Source organism: Pseudomonas graminis, assembly GCF_004364335.1.
Lineage (GTDB): Bacteria > Pseudomonadota > Gammaproteobacteria > Pseudomonadales > Pseudomonadaceae > Aquipseudomonas > Aquipseudomonas graminis_D.
Window position 1 is genome coordinate 45,016 of record NZ_SOCR01000016.1, and the last position, 17,291, is coordinate 62,306.

A 17,291-nucleotide genomic window follows, 5' to 3' on the forward strand; every position below is an offset into this window, starting at 1 on the left:
TCGCACCCCGCTCGCCCACTGCTTATTTAAGCAACATTATTTAAATAATAGCGGAAGTTGACGCCAAGAAAATAAATGAACTTATTTTAATTAACCACTGGCAAAGTATTTTTATTGGGATATAACAAGTAACAACCGGCACACACGAACGTACAAACATGACAATCCTTAAAGTTATCGGCCTATGGCTGCTGCCCCTGTGCGCCGCAACCACGGTGTTTGCTCAGCCGAGCGTGAACACTTCCGCGACGGTTGAACAACATCGGACGCTTAACCATCGGGACGTCGGCGGGATTGTGATCGGGCAGACCATGACCCTGGCAGGCCGGACGTTTTATGACAGTTTCGCAAACACCTGGCGCGAAAAAGATGAAGCGGAAACGTTCACTGTGACTATCACCGAACGTCCCACTGCGCGGTTAGGCAGCCAGGTCTTCGTGGATTACGGCAATCGCCGGTTGTTTCAAATGTTCCTGCCGCCCAACCGCACGCTTATTCCGGCCATTGCAGCCGACGCGGCCGGTCAGGTGTACCAGGCCATTCTTGATTATCAATTGGCACAATTCTTTGGCGACCCGGACATTGGACGAGACGAGCTATGAAAGCACTCACTATTAATCGCAGCCTGGTGGTTGTCGCCGGCCTCGTCTTGATGACCGGCCTGTGCTCAGGCGTCCAGGCCAGCGAATTGGCTTATGTCCCGAACAACCCGTCGTTCGGCGGCAATCCGTTGAACGGCCCGGTGCTGCTCAATCAGGCCCAGGCGCAAAACCATTACGTCGAAAAGTCTTCATCGTCCGGCGCCTACGCCGGTCAGACCGCGCTGACTCAGTTCAATAGCATGTTGCAGAGCGCCATTCTAAGCCGGGTGTCGTCGGCCGTAACGTCCAGCATCGTCGGTGCCAACGGCCAACTGGTGCCGGGCACCGTCGAAACCACCGACTTCCGCATCGCAATCACCAACCTGCAAGGTGGCCTGCTGCAGATCGTGACGACCGACAAGAACACTGGCCAGACCACCCAGTTTCAAGTGAATCAACCGTAAGACCCGTCGCATCCGCTCCTCCGCACCACCCCACTACAATACTGAATAAGGAAGATCATCATGCAAGCACGCAAATCCTTACTGTCTCTGGCCATCCTGTTCGCTGTCTCCGGTGCGGCCATGGCCGACTCAAGCACCGTCAACACCACCCAGGCAGGTTCTGACAACGGACTGAACGTCGAGCAGCGCGGCGCCACCCAGTCCACTGTCACCGTCAATCAGAACGGCGGCCGTAACGTCGCAGGCGCTATCAACCAGACGGCCACTTACAGCAACCTGGCGATCAATCAGACCGGCTACTACAACCTCAGTAGCGCCAAGCAGGCGGGTAACAACAATACGGGCTCCATTACCCAGAACGGCGGCGGCCCTCAGCCTCAAATCGCGAGCCTGGATCAGTCCGGGGGCTACAGCAAAGCGACCATTGATCAACAGGGCAACTACAGCACCAGCGCCTACGTCACCCAGGGCGGCGGCAATAACAACACCGCCAGCACCTCGCAATCCGGCAACAGCACGCGCGTCAGCGGGACCCTTTCCCAGGCTGGCAGCTACAACCTGGCGAGCATTTCGCAGCAAAGCAATAACAACACCGTCACCAGCAGTGTCACCCAGGCGGGCAACAGCAATACCGGGACTGTTTCGCAACGGCATAACTCCCAGCAAGTGTCCGCCACCCTGCAACAGAACGGCAACAACAACGCCGGCTCGATCCAGCAGAACGACACCCTCGCTACCACCGCCAACGCTCAACAGCGTGGCGACTTCAACACGCTCTCCGTTTCGCAGAACGGCTCTTTGCTGAAGGCCGACGTCCAGCAGAGCGGCAACAACAACTACGCGTCCAGCACCCAGACCGGCCTCAACAACGAAGATACGCTGCTGCAGACCGGCAACAACAACCGCGCGGTGGTGAGCCAGACCGGCACCGGCACTTACCTCTCCACCAACGCCGTTCGCCTGACTCAGTCCGGCAACAACATGGTCGCCAACGTCAGCCAGACCGGCGGCAGCGGCAACGTGGCAACGATCTACCAACACTAAGATGATTTACCCCGCCAGGGCCTGGCGGGGTTTTCTTGCGGGAAGAGAAAGTATGCGCGTCCGTCCCCTCATGTTGATATTCACTGCCGTCATGCTGATTGCCGGCTGTACCACGTCTCGCCCTGCGGCGACCATTTCCCCGGCCACGCTGTCGCCTGCAACCCAAAGCCTGCGTGACCTGACCCACCTGCCGCCACCGGCTGGCCCCATCAGCGTTGCGGTATACGGCCTGCGCGATCAGACCGGGCAATACAAACCGTCCCCCGACAGCTCGTTTTCCACCTCGGTGACCCAGGGCGCCGCGTCGCTGCTGATCAGCGCCCTGCGCGACTCACGCTGGTTCAAGCCGGTGGAGCGCGAGAATCTTCAGGACCTGCTCACCGAGCGCAAGATCATCCGCGCGCTGGAGCAGCCCCAGGATCAGGCCCAGGTGCAACTGCCTGCGCTGCGACCGGCAAACATGATCATCGAAGGCGCCATCGTCGCGTACGAAAGCAACGTGCGCACCGGCGGCATCGGCGTTCGTTACCTCGGTGTCGGGCCTTCGGAGCTTTACCGCCAGGATCAGGTGACCGTCAACCTGAGGGCGGTGGACATCCGCACCGGTGACATCATCCAGAGCATCACCACCACCAAGACCATCTTCTCGATTCAGGTCGATTTCGGCATCTTCCGCTTCGTCTCCCTCAAGCACCTTCTGGAGGTCGAGACCGGCGTATCACGCAACGAACCCGTGCAGCAATGCGTGCGCGAAGCCATTGAAACGGCGCTGATCCACATGATTGCCCAAGGCGCGCGGGACGGCAGCTGGAACCTGAAAAACCCCGCTGACCTGAACAAACCGCTGCTGCAGAGTTATCTGCAGAGCTACGACGAACAGATGACCACCTTGCCGCTGGCTGATGCGGACAAGGACATCGTTGCCACAGGAGAGAAGAATGAAACGCAACGTTAAAGGATTCGGCTGCCTCGCAGCGGCACTGCTGCTCACCGGCACACTCGCCCAGGCGCAGGATCTGGTGCGCGAAGCACGCTACGCGGACATCACCGTCGGCAACAGCGTCGCCACCATTTTGCAGATCGGCGCTGATAACAACGCTCGCGTCGACCAGAGCGGAGCCCGACAGAACCAGGCAGTGACTCAGACCGGCAATCGCAACCAGGCGGTGGTCAACCAGAGCGGCGTCAACAACGCGATCACGGCGCAGCAGAACGGCACCGCGAACACCGCGCAGGTCAGCCAGTCCGGCACCAGCAACCAGACCGGCGTGACGCAGAACGGCACCGACAACGCCGCGAACGTGGTGCAGACCGGCGCCTACAACCAGGCTTTCGTCGGGCAGTACGGTCAGGCCAACCAGGCCAGCGTCACCCAGGCCGGATTCGGCGGCGCCGTGTCGATCCAGCAGTTCGGCGACCACATGAACGCCAGCGCGACCCAACGGTGATCTCGATGATGGACTTCACTCAGCTGGTGGTGACGGTTGACGCCCAGCACAGCGGCTCGACGGTGGTGATCCGCCCGCACCTCGAGAATCCTGCCCCGCTGACGCTGCAATACCGAATGACCGTCAGGCAGAGCAGCGCCCAGGGCACCTCGGCGATCAATCAGGAGGGCGATCTGCAGAACGGCGTCGCGGCGAACAGCATCAGCCTGAGCCTGCCGGCCGAGGCGACGTGCCAGGTTCATCTGGAGGTCTTCGACCGGACCACGCTGATCAAAGCGGTGGACAGCGACTGTGGCGAAACCACGGCTCGCTGACCCGGACGGCGGCGGTTCAGAAGGATCAGCCGCTCAGGGCCATCTGTGCCGGCCAGTCCCTGACAGCCAGCGGATAAGATGTCAGGCGCCGGGAACATCCCGGGCAGTCCGGGCTCCAACCAGTCTGGATCGAGTATCCGCCCTCCTCGGGAACCGACAGGCCATGACCCCGCGTCGCCCTTTTTAAAAAGCGCCGATCGCCCGGATCATGGCTGACACGCAGGCACGCCGTTTGCGCAAACGCAGGCGTCTAAACCGGCGTGTCTGTCGCGGTTTACGCCCTTGAGTGACCGGCGGCGCTCGGGTAATGTCAGCACACCCACAGGACAGAGCACGCTCATGACTTCCAAGCTGGAACAACTCAAGCAATTCACCACCGTCGTTGCCGACACCGGCGATTTCGCTGCCATCGAAAAACTGAAACCCGTCGATGCCACCACCAACCCTTCCCTGTTGCTCAAGGCCGCTTCCAGCGAGAGCAACGCTGACCGCTTGAAAGAAGCGTTCACCGGCAGCAACAACGACATCAACGTCGCCAGCGACCGTTTCGCCGTCGCCATCGGCCGTGAAATTCTGAAAGTGGTACCGGGCCGCGTCTCTACCGAAGTGGATGCACGCCTGTCCTTCGACACCCAGGCCTGCATCGAGCGCGCCGATCGCATCGTCGGTCTGTACGAAGATTTCGGCATCGGCCGCGACCGCATCCTGATCAAGCTGGCTTCCACCTGGGAAGGCATCAAGGCCGCTGAAGTGCTGGAAAAGAAAGGCATCCAGTGCAACCTGACCCTGCTGTTCTCCTTCGCTCAGGCCCAGGCCTGTGCCGACGCCGGCGTGTTCCTGATCTCGCCATTCGTGGGTCGCATCTACGACTGGTACAAGAAAGCCGAAGGCAAAGACTACGTCGGTGCAGAAGATCCGGGCGTGCAGTCGGTGACCCGCATCTACAACTACTACAAGGCCAACGATTACAAGACCGTGGTCATGGGCGCCAGCTTCCGTAACCTCAGCCAGATCGAAGAACTGGCCGGTTGCGACCGCCTGACCATCAGCCCTGACCTGCTGCAGAAACTGGCAGAAGATAACGGCACGCTGGCCCAGAAACTCAAGCCAGGCAATGGCGGCGAGCCACGGGTGACCCTCAACGAAAGCCAGTTCCGCTGGGCTTCCAACGAAGACGCTATGGCCACCGAGAAACTGGCCGAGGGCATTCGTCAGTTTGCCCGCGACCAGGTAGCCCTGGAAAAGATGCTGTCGGCCAAAGCCTAAAGCGTCAGGCACGTAAAAAGGGCGGCTCCTTCACAGGTGCCGCCCTTTTTTAATGCCTCGGTTCGAGACCGGGGCGTGTTACTGGTGTTGGTAGTGGTTTCTACTGGTGCTCGAGCGCATTGACCAGATCACGGAAGGCTTCGCGGTTCGAGTCGTTCAAGCCCATGAGGATCTTGTGGGCCTCAAGCACCTTGGCCTTGACCACGTCTTCGCACTGATCCTGCGTCGGCAGATCGCTCAGGGCTTCAGGCCGGGGAATCGGCCGACCGACGATGTTGAACACCTGGTCGAAGCCCATGGACTGCAGCAGGCGCGTGATGTCTTCGTGGGTGGTGACGACCGTCGGTAGCAACCCGGCCTTCTGGCGCGAAAGTATCGACAGCTTGGCCAGCAGACCGAGGGTCGTGCTGTCGATGCTGCGTGTTTCGGTCAGATCGATGACCACCGTCGAGAAGTTCATCGAGGTGAAGATCCGTTCAATTGTCGCATCCAACGCCGAGCACAGCGTCAGACGCACTTCACCCACAAACTTGAGGACGAATGTGCCGTCTTGCTCGGCGAACTGGATTCTACCGGTACTCATTAAAGGTTCCTGCTCAACACTAACAAGGCGATATCATCCGGCATCTCCCCTAGCGTGGCCAATCCAAACGTCTGGCGCAGACCATCCAGGCTGCCCCCCGCCGCCTTGACCAGTTCGGGCAAGTTGGCTTCTTTCTCTTTGAGTGTATCACCTGGCAGAAGGTCCAGAATGCCATCGGACAGCAGTGTCAGACTAAAGGACTCCGGCAGATCGATGACGTGATCCGTGTAAGTCGCTTCGTTGAACAGTCCGACCGGCAGCCCACGGCCTTCAAGGTAATGCGTGTCGCCCGGGGTGTAGAACACCGGCAGCGGCAAATGGCCGCCGACGCTGTAGGTCAACTGCCCGGTGTCCTCGTCGATTACGCCGCCCACCATCGTGACATGCTTGCCCAACTTGCAGCTGATCAGCCCGCGATTGATGTGGCCCAGCACATCGGATGGCTTGAACTCCGGCAGGCTGCCGCCGCGCTTTGATTCGAACAGCAGCCGCGTGGTCATGAACTTCAACAGCACGGTGATGAACGCAGACGAGGCGCCATGGCCGGACACATCCGCCAGATAGAACGCAACGCGGCGCTCATCGACCCGAAAATAATCCACGAAATCGCCCGACAGGTACAGCGACGGGATGATCTCATGTTCGAATTCGAATGCGTCGATGGCCCAGGGGCTGGTGGGCAGCATGTTCATCTGCACCTGACGGCCCGCGTCCTGATCTTCCTGCAGCAAATGCAGGCTGGCTTCCAGTTCGCGGTTGGCGGTCTCCAGCTTCTGTCGGTATTCCTGGTTTTCGTGGAGCAGGCGCGCCCGCTCGAGCGCGCGTCGGACCGAGTGCTCAAGCACTGCGAGGTCTTCGAGGGGTTTGATCAGGTAATCGGCAGCGCCCAGGCGCAGTGCTTCGACGGCATCGCTCATGACACCTGCGCCGGACACCACGATGACCGGCGTTTCCGGCGCAAGGCTGGTGACCTGACGAATCAGCTCGAGACCGCCCACCTGCGGCATGCGCAGATCGCAGATCAGCAGATCGGGCTTTTCCTGCTCGAAAGTCTGTAGACCCTGCAGGCCATTGGCGGCTTGCAGAACACTGAACCCGCTGTCTTCCAAATAGGCCGCGAGACTCGCGCGCACTACTTCGTCGTCATCGATGATCAGCAGCGTGGCACTGGTTTTTTGCATGTGGGCAAACGGCGCCAGATTAGGTTGGCGTAGGCGGCTGGTTGCAGTCAGCCCGCGTACTGGATTCGCTTCTAGCCTCTCTGGCTCAGGTAGCGGACTTGTAGTCAAACGCTTCACATGACAGAGCTGCCCTTCAAGGCGCAGACGGTACTCCCATCCGCCTGGCGTTTCAAGCGTGGCCCCGCTGCCGAGCGGCGTCTTTACATCGCAAATCACCCGGAGTTATAAGAACCGTTAAATCAGCAATCAAAACAAAGGATGTGCCATGGGCCAGCTCGATCGCGATTACGAAGAAAAACGGGATTACATTCGCATGCGGGTCGATGCGGAGATCAACCTGATCTACGCCGGCCAGATTATTCCGGCGGTGTGCGTGGATTTATCAGGCTCCGGCATGCAGGTACAGGCGCCCCGCTCGTTTCAGGTAGGTGACAAGATCAGCGTAAGCATCGACTCCGAGCATGCCGCACTCAAGGGACTGGAGGCCGATACCGAGGTGGTGTGGATTGCCGACATCGATGGCGGCGAGCAGAAACTGGGCCTGACGATCCTGGCGATGAAGTGACGGCAGCCCGGAACTCCGTCACATTTCCGAAAAATAGCGAAAATAAAAAGGCGACCCTCAGGTCGCCTTTTTTTGCATCGTTTTGCAGGCCTTCTGGATCAGAAGTCGTCGACGACCTTGCCGTCTTTGACCTTGAACTCGCGGTTCTGCAGATAAGCGTTGCGGATGAAGATGTACTTGTCGCCATTGATCAGCTTTTCAGCCGACAGCAGGCTGGCGCGGGTATCGACAACGCTCACGCCCAGCGCGGTGTTGCGCGTCGGCACGTGGTCGATGTAACGCCAAGGCTGAGTGTAGGTGTCCGGGTATTTGGCGAACGCGTCACGCACGGTGCTAGGCCCCAACAATGGGATCATCACGAACGGACCGCTGCCCACGCCCCAGTGACCGAGGGTCTGGCCGAAGTCTTCGTCATTGCGCTGCAGGCCCATTTTGGTGCCGACGTCGAAGAAGCCGAGCAAACCAAACGTGGTGTTGAAGATCAGGCGGGCGGTATCGACCCCGGCCGCTTCAGGCTTGGCCTGGAGCACGTCGTTGGCAAAGTTGGTCACTTCGCCGACGTTCTTGAACATGTTGTGGATGCCGTCTTCGAGGAACTGCGGCGTGATGAACTCATAGCCCTGGGCAATGGGTTTCAGCGCGTAGGTGTCGACGGTGTCGTTGAAACGGAAAATCGCTCGGTTGACGCCTTCCCACGGATCTTCGTCCGCCGCATTTGCAGCCATCGGCGCCACGGCCAGGCTGGCCCACACACACGTTCGAATCAGACGATTGATAAAGCCAGCACCGTTCTCGGGCATAGCTGAGACTCCCAGTCAAAGTAATCAAGCGGGCGCTACGCCCCAAACCAAAGGCGAGAGTATAAAGCGTTCTGTGACTATTTACGTCGCTGAAATGGTCGCGGTTTTGTAGGGCAATAAACATCCGAAGACACTGTCATCGTTTGGTCATCGATTTGTCATGGCAATCCCTTAGCGTCATCGGCTTTGAGAGGGAATGCCATGCTCGCCCCGGTCGCCGTCGCTGCTCCGTCGTTCACCGCTGTATTGTTCGGATTGAGCGGTTGCCTCGTCGACTTCGGCGCCCAGACGCGCACGCTGCTGGCCAGCGACGGCACATCCCTCGTCTCGCAGGACGCTAGGCCCTTTGCAGCACTGGCCCCCGGTGCGATCAATGCGCTGAAGCATCTCAAGCAGCACGGCATTCCCAGCGCCTGGATCGATGAATACCCCTCCTCCATCACCGAACAGTTGGCTGCGCCGCTCGGCCCCCTGATTTTGCCCACTCCCGCGCCGACCCACCGTTGGCCTGCACCTGATGCGTGCTGGCAGGCGCTGATGACCCTCGGCGTCAGGCAACTGGACGGCTGTGTGCTGGTCAGCGGCGATCCGCGGCTGCTCATGGCCGGCATCAACGCAGGGCTGTGGACGGTGGGGCTGGCGTCATGCGGGCCGCTGTGCGGTTTGTCACCCGAGCAATGGGAGGCATTGAGCGATCTGGATCGCGAGCGCCGTCGCGGACGAGCCACCCTCGAGCTGTATGCCGCCGGCGCGCATTCGGTCATCGATCACTTGGGCGAACTGGAGTCGTGCCTGGCGGATATCACGCTCCGCCGACAGAAGTCGGAAAAGCCCTGAGCTGACTGAGGTCATGCACAGCGGCCGGGAGTGGATTAGTCTAGGGCGGTGAAGGACCTTTGCCTGCGCATTGCGGTCCATCGTGAGACTAATCAGATTAAGGAAGACCCCATGTCCGTCAGTGACTTGCAACTACAACTCAACACGTTGCGCGAGCAGCTTGAGCAGAATCCGCAGCTGACCCTGGAGGAGCGCGGGAATTTGACCGAGGTCATGGAACAGATCCAGGCGCAGATCGAACTGGAGACAGTGTCTCAGGACCCGAGCATTGCCGATGGCGTCAACCTGGCGGTCGAGCGATTTGAAGTCGATCACCCCACCATCGCCGGCACGCTGCGCAATGTGCTGGTCACACTGGGCAGCATGGGGATCTGATTCAGGCATCCGCGCGCTCACCTCATTGAAACAGACCGGCTCCTACGGGTTTCGTTTACGCCGAAGATTGCGTGCGTTGCCGAGATCCACTGTAGGAGCGCGATCGCCCGCGGATGCGATCTGTCAGTCGACATCTTGATTTCAGACCCACCGCGTTCGCCAGCAACCCGGCTCCTACGGACTGTGTTTACGCCGAAGATTGCCTGTCTTGCCGAGATCCACTGTAGGAGCGCGCTTGCCCGCGAATGCGGTGGGTCAGCCGACATCTTCGTTTGAGATCCACCGCGTTCGCCAGCAAGCCGGCTCCTACGGGTTTCGTTTACCCCGACGATTGCGTGCCTTGCCGAGATCCATTGTAGAAGCGCGCTTGCCCGCGAATGCAGTGGGTCAGTCACCCTCGCATCGTCTGAGCATTCGGGTTCGCCAGCAAGCCGGCGCCTACGGATTTCGTTTACGCCGACGATTGCGTGCGTTGCCGAGACCCACTGTAGGAGCGCGCTTGCCCGCGAATGCGGTGGGTCAGTCACCCTCGCATCGTCTGAGCATTCGGGTTCGCCAGCAAGCCGGCGCCTACGGATTCTGTGCGCGCTGAAGATCGCCTGCGTTGCCGAGATCCCCTGTAGGAGCGCGCTTGCCCACGAATGCGGTGGGTCAGCCGATATCTTCGTTTCAGTGCCACCGCGTTCGCTAGCAAGCCGGCGCCTACGGATTTCGTTCACGCCGACGATTGCGTGCGTTGCCGAGATCCACTGTAGGAGCGCGCTTGCCCGCGAAGGCAGTGAGTCAGTCACCCTCGCATCGTCTGAGCATTCGGGTTCGCCAGCAAGCCGGCTCCTACGGGTTTCGTTTACGCCGACGATTGCGTGCGTTGCCGAGATCCACTGTAGGAGCGCGCTTGCCCGCGAATGCAGTGGGTCAGCCGATATCTTCGGTTCAGACCCACCGCGTTCGCCAGCAAGCCGGCGCCCACCGATTCTGTGTGCGCTGAAGATCGCCTGCGTTGCCGAGATCCACTGTAGGAGCGCGCTTGCCCACGGATGCAGTGGGTCAGTCACCCTCGCATCGTCTGAGCATTCGGGTTCGCCAGCAAGCCGGCTCCTACGGGTTTTGTGTGCGCTAAAGATCGCCTGCCTTGCCGAGATCCATTGTAGGAGCGCGCTTGCCCGCGAATGCAGTGGGTCAGCCGACATCTTCGTTTCAGACCCACCGCGTTCGCCAGCAAGCCGGCTCCTACGGACTTTGTTTACGCCGAAGATTGCGTGCCTTGCCGAGATCCATTGTAGGAGCGCGCTTGCCCACGAATGCGGTGGGTCAGCCGATATCTTCGTTTCAGACCCACCGCGTTCGCCAGCAAGCCGGCTCCTACGGATTTCGTTCACGCCGACGATTGCCTGCGTTGCCGAGATCCACTGTAGGAGCGCGCTTGCCCGCGATTGCGGTGGGTCAGCCGATATCGATGGAGCAGGCAGATTCCGTTCGCGGGCAAACGCGCTCCTACACCTGCACTGCGTCGGAGCTAGTATCTGTGGCAGGTTCGAAGAGGCTGTACATCATTGCTTTACTGCCGCGCGAGACGCCCGTTCTCAAACGTCAGTTTTTCCGTGCTGCGGTACGGGTTGATGTCCAGCCCGCCGCGACGCACGTAACGCGCATACACCGTCAGTTTTTCCGGTTTCAGCAAGCGCTGCAGGTCCATGAAGATGCGTTCCACGCACTGCTCGTGGAAATCCGAATGCTGACGGAAGCTGACGATGTAGGCCAGAAAACTGGCGTGATCGAGCGCCGCGCCACGGTACTCAACCGCGACGCTGCCCCAGTCCGGCTGGCTCGTCACCGGGCAGTTGGATTTAAGCAGATGGCTGTGCAGCACATCGTCCACCACCCGCGACTCATCGCAGCGCAGCAGTTCGGGCTGAGGGCGGTCGTAGCTTGAAATGCTCACGTCGAGTTCATCGACGCACACACCCGGCACCGCAACGATACCCTCGGCCTCGATGTCCTTCAGACTGCGAATGCGAACCCCAACCGGTTTGCCCGCAGCGGCTGACAGGTCTTTCTCCAGCGTGGCGATCAGCTCGGCCTCAGACGCGAACGCGGTCTGGTTGAGCGAGTTCAGGTACAGTTTGAACGACTTGGATTCGATGATATTTGCCGAATCCGCCGCAATGCTGAACTCACCGATGGCCACCACCGGCTTGCCCGAGGGCAGCAGCCAGGACAGCTCGTAGCAATTCCAGAAATCGACACCCTGATAAGGCAGCGTCTCGGCAGTCAGCCCCAGTTCCGCCCACTTGGCAGCGCGTGGAATCGGGAACAGCAGAGACGGCGTGTACGTGGCGATGTATTCGCTGGACTTGCCCAGCGGCGAGTGTTCGGCTGCGGGATGCATGGCGGGACCTGAACCTGAATAAAGCGGCTGTAAAAACCAAGGCCGCGAAGTTTATCGGGTTCGGCTCGGGTTTTCAGCGTTTACTGACTGATCGCCACCTTGCCGACCATGCCCGCCTGATAATGCCCGGGCAGATTGCACGCGAACTCCAGGCCCGTGGCGTCGGTGAAGGTCCAGGTCAGTTCGGCGGTCTTACCCGGTTCCACCAGCACGCTGTTGGGATCGTCATGTTTCATGCCCCCGGCGCCTTGCTCCGAAGCCTGCTCCCCGCCGTGGGCCATCCCGTGATCCATGCCGGCCATATCGTGCTTCATTTCAGTCGGGGTGAGCATGCCGCTGGCCATCATTTTCAGCATTTCCTGCTGGTGCGCCGCGTGCATCGCCGCGTCACCGAGGTTGAACTCATGCAGCAACCGGCCCTTGTTGACCAGCACGAACCGCACGGTCTCGCCCTTTTTCACGTCCAGGGATTTTGGCTCGAAGTAGATATCGCCCAGCGCCACTTCAACGGTACGCGTTGCATGGGCAGCGTCGGCCGGGTGACCGAACGCGAAATGCTCGCCGGGTGACCCTTGGGCCGAGAGGCTTGCACCCAGCAGCAGGGCAATAGCGACATAACGGAGCGACATCGGCCTCTCCTACTCGTAGCGCAAGGCGTGGGCCGGCTGGATCTGCGCGGCGCGGTAGGCCGGGTAGATCGTTGCCAGAAAGCTGAGGATAAACCCGGCACTGCAGATCAGCGCGACGTCACTGCCTTCGAGCTGCGACGGAAGATTGCTGATGAAGTACACGTCCGAGGTGAAGATGTGCTGGCCTGTCACGCGCTCGACCCAGCCGACGATCTGACTGACGTTGATCGCCGCGATCACGCCCAGCACGCCGCCGATCACGGTGCCGACAATGCCAATGACAGTGCCCTGCACCATGAAGATGGTCATGATCTGGCCAGGGGTGGCACCGATGGTGCGCAGGATGGCGATGTCGGCACCCTTGTCGTTCACCACCATGATCAGCGTGGCGATGATGTTGAACGCCGCCACGGCGACGATCATCAGCAGCAACAGGCCGATCATGGTCTTTTCCATCTTCATGGCGCTGAACAGGCTGCCCTGGCTGTGGGTCCAGTCATCGGCCTTGTAGCCCGCACCGAGTCCGGCGGCGATGGCCGTAGACACTTGCGGGGCAGCGTACAGATCGGTCAGCGCCAGGCGCACGCCCTGCACCTGATTGGGCTGCCAGCGCTGGATGACCGCAGCATCGGCGACGTTGACCAGCGCCATGGACCCGTCCAGTTCAGCGCCCACCTTGAACACGCCGACCACCGTCAAACGTTGCAGGCGCGGGGTGATGCCACCCGGTGCGCTGCTGATCTCCGGAACAATCAGGGTCAGCTTGTCGCCGACGTTCAGGCGAAAGCGCCGCGCGGTGATTTCGCCGATCACCACACCAAATTCTCCCGGCTTCAGGTCCTGCAGCCGGCCCTGCACGATGTGCTGGGTGACAATGGAGACTTTGGATTCCAGTGCCGGGTCGACGCCGTTGATCTGGATCGGCTGCATAGAACCCTTGTAGGACAGCATGCCGTCCATTTCAGTGAACGGCACGGCGGCCGTCACCTGCGGATCCTTGAGCGACGCATTGGCAGCCGGCTGCCAGTCGTCCAGCGGTTTCACCCCGGAGATCACCGCGTGGGGGACCATGCCGAGGATTCGCGAACTCATTTCCTTCTGGAAACCGTTCATCACGGACAGCACCACGATCATCGCCAGCACGCCCAGCGCCAGCCCGATCATCGAGGTCATGGAAATGAACGAGATGAAGTGGTTGCGACGCTTGGCCCGCGTGTAGCGCGTACCGATAAAGATGGATAACGGTCTGAACATTCGTGGAGCACCGTAACTAAGCAGCTAAAAGTAAAAAGCCGATGCCCGAAAGGCATCGGTTGTACGGGTCAGGCTTCGACCAGACGGCCTTCTTCAAGACGCCACACGCGGTCCATCTGCCGGGCCAGCGCCATGTCGTGGGTCACCACCAGAAACGCGGTGCGCGACGACGTGCTCAGCTCCAGCATCAGGTCCTGAATGCCTTGTGCGGTGTGCGAATCGAGGTTGCCGGTGGGCTCGTCGAGCATGACCAGACCCGGCTGGTTGACCAGCGCGCGGGCGATCGCCACCCGTTGACGTTCTCCCCCCGACAACTCCGACGGCTTGTGCGCCAGTCGATGCTTGAGCCCTACCCGCTCCAGCAGCGCGGTTGCACGCTGACGCGCTTCCGGAATCGGTGTCTTGCCGATCAGCAGCGGCATGCAGACGTTTTCCAGCGCCGTGAACTCGGCCAGCAAGTGGTGGAACTGGTAGACGAAACCAAGGGCACGGTTGCGCAGCAGGCCGCGGGCTTTCTCGTTCAGCGCCGAAAGTTCTTCGCCCGCCAGCCAGACGCTGCCTTCGGTGGGCGTGTCGAGGCCGCCGAGCAGGTTGAGCAAGGTACTTTTGCCCGACCCCGAACTGCCGACGATCGCTACGCGTTCGCCCGGGTGCAATTCCAGTTGCAGCCCCGAGAGGACGACCACGGATTCCGGACCTTCCTCGTAGGATTTGCCCAGGTTGCGGCAGCTCAGTACAGCTTTATCACTCATGCCCGACTCACTCATAACGTAGCGCCTCCGCCGGCTGGGTGCGCGCAGCACGCCAGGCTGGATACAGGGTGGCGAGGAAACTCAGGACCAGCGCCGCGCCGCATACCAGCAACACGTCCTGGGCCATCAATTGCGAAGGCAGATAGTCGATGAAGTAGACATCCGCATTGAGAAACTTGTGGCCGATCAGGCCTTCCAGCGCCGAAATCGCCGAACTGACGTTGAGCGCCGCAAGAATGCCGACTCCGGCGCCGATCAGCGTTCCGACCACACCGATGACCGTGCCCTGGACCATGAAGATCGCCATGATCTGGCCCGGGGTCGCGCCCAGCGTGCGCAGAATGGCGATGTCACCGCGCTTGTCGTTGACCACCATCACCAGCGTGGAAATGATGTTGAACGCCGCGACCGCCACGATCAGCAACAGCAGCAGGCCGATGATGGATTTCTCCATGCCGATCGCCTGGTACAGGTTGCCATGGGTGCGGGTCCAGTCGCGGGAGTAATACTGATGCTCGCCGAGTTTCTGGGCGATGTCGTACGCCGTGCGCGGCGCCTTGAACAGATCGGTGAATTTCAGGCGCAAGCCCTGCACCTGATCCGGCTTCCAGCGGTGCAGCCGCGCCAGATCCTGCAGGTTGGTGACGCCCAGATAGCCGTCCAGCTCGCCGGCGCCGACATGAAAGATCCCGACCACGGTAAAGCGCTTCATGCGCGGGAACATGCCGGCCGGGGTCACGGTAACTTCCGGGGAGACGAAGGTGACTTTGTCACCCATGCCGACACCGAGCTTGGTCGCGGCCTTGTCGCCGATCACCACGCCGAAGCCGCCCGCGACCAGATCGTCGAGACTGCCCTGCTTCATGAAGCCGTCGATGATCGACACCTTGCGTTCCTGCGCCGGGTCGATGGCGTTGAGCAGGATCTTCTGCACATTGCCGTTGTTGGTCAGCAGGCCTTGCATCTGGGTGAACGGCGCAACGGCTTCCACCTGTTTGTTCTGTTTGACGCGGGCGGCCAGCGCCTGCCAGTCATTGATCGGCTCGCCGGACTCGATGGTGGCGTGGGGCACCATGCCCAGCACGCGAGTGCGCATCTCATGGTCGAAGCCGTTCATGACCGAGAGCACGACGATCATTACGACCACGCCCAGGGCGAGGCCGATCATCGACGTCAGGGAAATGAAGGAGACAAAATGATTACGGCGCTTTGCACGGGTGTAGCGCGTGCCGATGAATACAAAAAGAGGTCTGAACATTTAGGGGCTTGTTCGGAGGAATGGGAACGTCCTTGTGGCGGGCCTGGGCTGGCGGCTTTACACTCGAATCACCGCCAAATCATGCTTGAAAAGCTGAGCTATGATTTTGAGCAATCACTCTGACAACCGCCGCTACCATGGGTTCGCCATGCCGACACTAGATGAAGAAGAACGCCGCGAATACTACCGTATCGAGGACAGCGTCGCACTGGAAATTAACCGCATCGCCGGCCCCGGCACGGGAGATGAACCTGGCCATCACGACACGTCCACGCTCTTCGATCTGCTGAGCGAACTGCACGTCGCCGAGTTCGAATCCCAGCACCTGCTGCGCCAGCTGGATGATCGCGACCGCACTACCAACAGCTTTCTCCGGGCCATGAGCAAGCGCATCGACCTGCTCGGCCAAGTGGTTGCGCACACGGCACTGGGCAAGCTGGGCGCCCCGCAGCGCGTGATCATGTCCGAAGGCGGCCTGCAATTCGAAACCCCTCAACCCTACCCGGCCGGCACTCTGCTGTCGGTGAAAATGGTGCTCATGCCCCAGGCTTCGGGGATGATGCTGCGCGCCCGTGTGACACATTGCGATACGTTGGCCATCGGCGACTTCGACGTCGGCATCGAGTGGATTGACCTCACCGATGCCCAGCGGCAGCTGCTCGCTCGACACATCCTGCAACGACAAGCCGCGCAGCGACGCCTGGCCCGTGAGCAGACCGACCCTGATGTAAAGCCCAACTGATTCCAGCGCGACTTTCTCCAGCTCTACGCCTCCCAAGGAGTGATTGTGACCATTATTTACGGCCACCGCGGCGCCAAGGGCGAAGCACCGGAAAACACCCTGACCAGCTTTCAGGAATGCCTCAAACACGGCGTCAAGCGCTGCGAACTGGACCTGCATCTGTCCCGCGACGGCGAATTGATGGTGATCCACGACCCGACGCTCAAGCGCACCACGGACCGCCGCGGCAAGGTCGTCGAACACGATGCTGCCGATCTGGTCACCTACGACGCGCGCAAGGGCGGCCCTGGCTGGGTGCAGCCCTGCCCCATTCCACGCCTGGAAGAGCTGTTCGAGAAATGCCCCTTCGACCACTGGCAGCTGGAAGTCAAAAGCGCGTCACGCACCCGCGCGGCGACGACCGTGCTGGCCATCCGCGAAATGGCTCAGCGCCACGGGTTGCTGGATAAAGTAACGATCACGTCGAGTTCCCGGGAAGTGCTGCGCGCGGCGCTGGAACTGACGCCGGACATTTCACGCGGGCTGGTGGCGGAATACGCCTGGCTTGACCCGCTGAAAGTGGCTCAAGGGTATGGCTGCGAAATACTCGCGCTGAACTGGACGCTGTGCACGCCAGAGCGCCTGAAGAAGGCCCAGAATCAGGGCCTGCATGTGTCGGTGTGGACAGTCAACGAGCCCGCGCTTATGCGCAGACTCGCCGACTTCGGCGTTGACAGCCTGATTACAGACTTTCCCGGTTTGGCCAGCGCCACCCTTGGGAAGTACTGAAATCGGTCTCCCCGGCCGGCTCAGGCCACCGGCCGGAGCCG

20 protein-coding genes are annotated in these 17,291 nt (G+C 60.6%); 12 read left to right on the plus strand and 8 right to left on the minus strand.

Annotated elements, in window-relative coordinates; translation table 11 throughout:
- Positions 1 to 158 precede the first annotated feature (158 nt).
- From EC919_RS24620 to tal, 7 genes are all read left to right on the plus strand, one after another.
- The gene (locus tag EC919_RS24620) at positions 159 to 602 is read left to right on the plus strand and encodes a CsgE family curli-type amyloid fiber assembly protein (RefSeq protein ID WP_133776908.1); all 444 of its coding nucleotides are present in this window, start codon (positions 159 to 161) and stop codon (positions 600 to 602) included.
- On the plus strand, positions 599 to 1,045 hold the full coding sequence (locus EC919_RS24625) for a curli assembly protein CsgF (protein ID WP_243842337.1): 447 nt from the start codon (positions 599 to 601) through the stop codon (positions 1,043 to 1,045). The genes EC919_RS24620 and EC919_RS24625 overlap by 4 nt, the downstream gene beginning before the upstream one ends.
- Positions 1,046 to 1,105: 60 nt before the next feature.
- Positions 1,106 to 2,089, plus strand: coding sequence for a hypothetical protein (locus EC919_RS24630; protein WP_133776909.1), 984 nt, complete (start codon positions 1,106 to 1,108; stop codon positions 2,087 to 2,089).
- Between the two features lie 52 nt (positions 2,090 to 2,141).
- Positions 2,142 to 3,044 carry a CsgG/HfaB family protein gene (locus tag EC919_RS24635; RefSeq protein ID WP_133776910.1) on the plus strand — a complete coding sequence of 301 codons (903 nt, stop codon included), beginning with the start codon at positions 2,142 to 2,144 and terminating at the stop codon, positions 3,042 to 3,044.
- Complete coding sequence (locus tag EC919_RS24640; RefSeq protein ID WP_133776911.1) at positions 3,028 to 3,537, plus strand: curlin-associated protein; 510 nt, start codon at positions 3,028 to 3,030, stop codon at positions 3,535 to 3,537. The genes EC919_RS24635 and EC919_RS24640 overlap by 17 nt, the downstream gene beginning before the upstream one ends.
- 5 nt (positions 3,538 to 3,542) lie before the next feature.
- Positions 3,543 to 3,851 carry a curli-like amyloid fiber formation chaperone CsgH gene (gene csgH / locus EC919_RS24645; protein WP_133776912.1) on the plus strand — a complete coding sequence of 103 codons (309 nt, stop codon included), beginning with the start codon at positions 3,543 to 3,545 and terminating at the stop codon, positions 3,849 to 3,851.
- Between the two features lie 339 nt (positions 3,852 to 4,190).
- Entirely contained in the window at positions 4,191 to 5,117 is a 927-nt protein-coding gene (gene tal / locus EC919_RS24650; protein ID WP_133776913.1) for a transaldolase, read from the plus strand.
- Positions 5,118 to 5,217: 100 nt separating this feature from the next.
- Here tal and rssC read toward each other — a convergent pair whose 3' ends face one another.
- Together rssC and rssB are read right to left on the minus strand one after the other, a co-directional pair.
- Complete coding sequence (gene rssC / locus EC919_RS24655; protein ID WP_133776914.1) at positions 5,218 to 5,700, minus strand: anti-sigma factor antagonist RssC; 483 nt, start codon at positions 5,698 to 5,700, stop codon at positions 5,218 to 5,220.
- Positions 5,700 to 6,881 (minus strand): two-component system response regulator RssB, encoded by a 1,182-nt coding sequence (gene rssB, locus EC919_RS24660; RefSeq protein WP_133776915.1) that lies wholly within the window; start codon positions 6,879 to 6,881, stop codon positions 5,700 to 5,702. Before rssB ends, rssC begins: the two co-directional genes overlap by 1 nt.
- Before the next feature lie 265 nt (positions 6,882 to 7,146).
- Here rssB and EC919_RS24665 point away from each other — a divergent pair, with 265 nt between their 5' ends.
- Positions 7,147 to 7,446, plus strand: coding sequence for a PilZ domain-containing protein (locus EC919_RS24665; RefSeq protein ID WP_133776916.1), 300 nt, complete (start codon positions 7,147 to 7,149; stop codon positions 7,444 to 7,446).
- A gap of 98 nt (positions 7,447 to 7,544) precedes the next feature.
- Here EC919_RS24665 and EC919_RS24670 read toward each other — a convergent pair whose 3' ends face one another.
- On the minus strand, positions 7,545 to 8,246 hold the full coding sequence (locus tag EC919_RS24670) for an MlaA family lipoprotein (RefSeq protein ID WP_133776917.1): 702 nt from the start codon (positions 8,244 to 8,246) through the stop codon (positions 7,545 to 7,547).
- A 201-nt stretch (positions 8,247 to 8,447) separates the two neighbouring features.
- Between EC919_RS24670 and EC919_RS24675 the strand changes: the two genes are divergently transcribed.
- Together EC919_RS24675 and EC919_RS24680 are read left to right on the plus strand one after the other, a co-directional pair.
- Positions 8,448 to 9,083: an HAD family phosphatase gene (locus EC919_RS24675; RefSeq protein WP_133776918.1), complete on the plus strand. Its 636-nt coding sequence runs from the start codon at positions 8,448 to 8,450 to the stop codon at positions 9,081 to 9,083.
- Between the two features lie 111 nt (positions 9,084 to 9,194).
- Positions 9,195 to 9,458 (plus strand): DUF4404 family protein, encoded by a 264-nt coding sequence (locus EC919_RS24680; protein WP_065989610.1) that lies wholly within the window; start codon positions 9,195 to 9,197, stop codon positions 9,456 to 9,458.
- A 1,558-nt stretch (positions 9,459 to 11,016) separates the two neighbouring features.
- Here the strand turns inward: EC919_RS24680 and queF are convergent.
- The 5 genes from queF to EC919_RS24705 all read right to left on the minus strand — a co-directional run bounded on the left by queF (position 11,017) and on the right by EC919_RS24705 (position 15,740).
- Entirely contained in the window at positions 11,017 to 11,847 is an 831-nt protein-coding gene (queF, locus tag EC919_RS24685; protein WP_133776919.1) for an NADPH-dependent 7-cyano-7-deazaguanine reductase QueF, read from the minus strand.
- Positions 11,848 to 11,927: 80 nt separating this feature from the next.
- A complete protein-coding gene (locus tag EC919_RS24690; RefSeq protein WP_133776920.1) occupies positions 11,928 to 12,476 on the minus strand; it encodes a cupredoxin domain-containing protein in 549 nt (182 codons plus the stop codon).
- A 9-nt stretch (positions 12,477 to 12,485) separates the two neighbouring features.
- A complete protein-coding gene (locus tag EC919_RS24695) occupies positions 12,486 to 13,730 on the minus strand; it encodes a lipoprotein-releasing ABC transporter permease subunit (protein ID WP_133776921.1) in 1,245 nt (414 codons plus the stop codon).
- Positions 13,731 to 13,798: 68 nt separating this feature from the next.
- Positions 13,799 to 14,482, minus strand: coding sequence for a lipoprotein-releasing ABC transporter ATP-binding protein LolD (gene lolD, locus EC919_RS24700; protein WP_166650625.1), 684 nt, complete (start codon positions 14,480 to 14,482; stop codon positions 13,799 to 13,801).
- Between the two features lie 7 nt (positions 14,483 to 14,489).
- The gene (locus EC919_RS24705) at positions 14,490 to 15,740 is read right to left on the minus strand and encodes a lipoprotein-releasing ABC transporter permease subunit (RefSeq protein WP_133776923.1); all 1,251 of its coding nucleotides are present in this window, start codon (positions 15,738 to 15,740) and stop codon (positions 14,490 to 14,492) included.
- A gap of 148 nt (positions 15,741 to 15,888) precedes the next feature.
- On the opposite strand from EC919_RS24705, the gene EC919_RS24710 reads away from it, so the two are divergent.
- Both EC919_RS24710 and EC919_RS24715 read left to right on the plus strand, forming a co-directional pair.
- The gene (locus tag EC919_RS24710) at positions 15,889 to 16,482 is read left to right on the plus strand and encodes a PilZ domain-containing protein (protein WP_133776924.1); all 594 of its coding nucleotides are present in this window, start codon (positions 15,889 to 15,891) and stop codon (positions 16,480 to 16,482) included.
- A gap of 45 nt (positions 16,483 to 16,527) precedes the next feature.
- Positions 16,528 to 17,250: a glycerophosphodiester phosphodiesterase gene (locus EC919_RS24715; RefSeq protein ID WP_133776925.1), complete on the plus strand. Its 723-nt coding sequence runs from the start codon at positions 16,528 to 16,530 to the stop codon at positions 17,248 to 17,250.
- The last annotated feature ends 41 nt before the right edge of the window (positions 17,251 to 17,291 follow it).

Excerpts from the sequence above, each read along its gene's own strand:
- EC919_RS24620 (WP_133776908.1), top strand. The coding sequence starts at position 159 with ATGACAATCCTTAAAGTTATCGGCCTATGGCTGCTGCCCCTGTGCGCC.
- EC919_RS24625 (WP_243842337.1), top strand. The coding sequence starts at position 599 with ATGAAAGCACTCACTATTAATCGCAGCCTGGTGGTTGTCGCCGGCCTC.
- EC919_RS24630 (WP_133776909.1), top strand. The coding sequence starts at position 1,106 with ATGCAAGCACGCAAATCCTTACTGTCTCTGGCCATCCTGTTCGCTGTC.
- EC919_RS24635 (WP_133776910.1), top strand. The coding sequence starts at position 2,142 with ATGCGCGTCCGTCCCCTCATGTTGATATTCACTGCCGTCATGCTGATT.
- EC919_RS24640 (WP_133776911.1), top strand. The coding sequence starts at position 3,028 with ATGAAACGCAACGTTAAAGGATTCGGCTGCCTCGCAGCGGCACTGCTG.
- csgH (WP_133776912.1), top strand. The coding sequence starts at position 3,543 with ATGATGGACTTCACTCAGCTGGTGGTGACGGTTGACGCCCAGCACAGC.
- tal (WP_133776913.1), top strand. The coding sequence starts at position 4,191 with ATGACTTCCAAGCTGGAACAACTCAAGCAATTCACCACCGTCGTTGCC.
- rssC (WP_133776914.1), bottom strand. The coding sequence starts at position 5,700 with ATGAGTACCGGTAGAATCCAGTTCGCCGAGCAAGACGGCACATTCGTC.
- rssB (WP_133776915.1), bottom strand. The coding sequence starts at position 6,881 with ATGCAAAAAACCAGTGCCACGCTGCTGATCATCGATGACGACGAAGTA.
- EC919_RS24665 (WP_133776916.1), top strand. The coding sequence starts at position 7,147 with ATGGGCCAGCTCGATCGCGATTACGAAGAAAAACGGGATTACATTCGC.
- EC919_RS24670 (WP_133776917.1), bottom strand. The coding sequence starts at position 8,246 with ATGCCCGAGAACGGTGCTGGCTTTATCAATCGTCTGATTCGAACGTGT.
- EC919_RS24675 (WP_133776918.1), top strand. The coding sequence starts at position 8,448 with ATGCTCGCCCCGGTCGCCGTCGCTGCTCCGTCGTTCACCGCTGTATTG.
- EC919_RS24680 (WP_065989610.1), top strand. The coding sequence starts at position 9,195 with ATGTCCGTCAGTGACTTGCAACTACAACTCAACACGTTGCGCGAGCAG.
- queF (WP_133776919.1), bottom strand. The coding sequence starts at position 11,847 with ATGCATCCCGCAGCCGAACACTCGCCGCTGGGCAAGTCCAGCGAATAC.
- EC919_RS24690 (WP_133776920.1), bottom strand. The coding sequence starts at position 12,476 with ATGTCGCTCCGTTATGTCGCTATTGCCCTGCTGCTGGGTGCAAGCCTC.
- EC919_RS24695 (WP_133776921.1), bottom strand. The coding sequence starts at position 13,730 with ATGTTCAGACCGTTATCCATCTTTATCGGTACGCGCTACACGCGGGCC.
- lolD (WP_166650625.1), bottom strand. The coding sequence starts at position 14,482 with ATGAGTGATAAAGCTGTACTGAGCTGCCGCAACCTGGGCAAATCCTAC.
- EC919_RS24705 (WP_133776923.1), bottom strand. The coding sequence starts at position 15,740 with ATGTTCAGACCTCTTTTTGTATTCATCGGCACGCGCTACACCCGTGCA.
- EC919_RS24710 (WP_133776924.1), top strand. The coding sequence starts at position 15,889 with ATGCCGACACTAGATGAAGAAGAACGCCGCGAATACTACCGTATCGAG.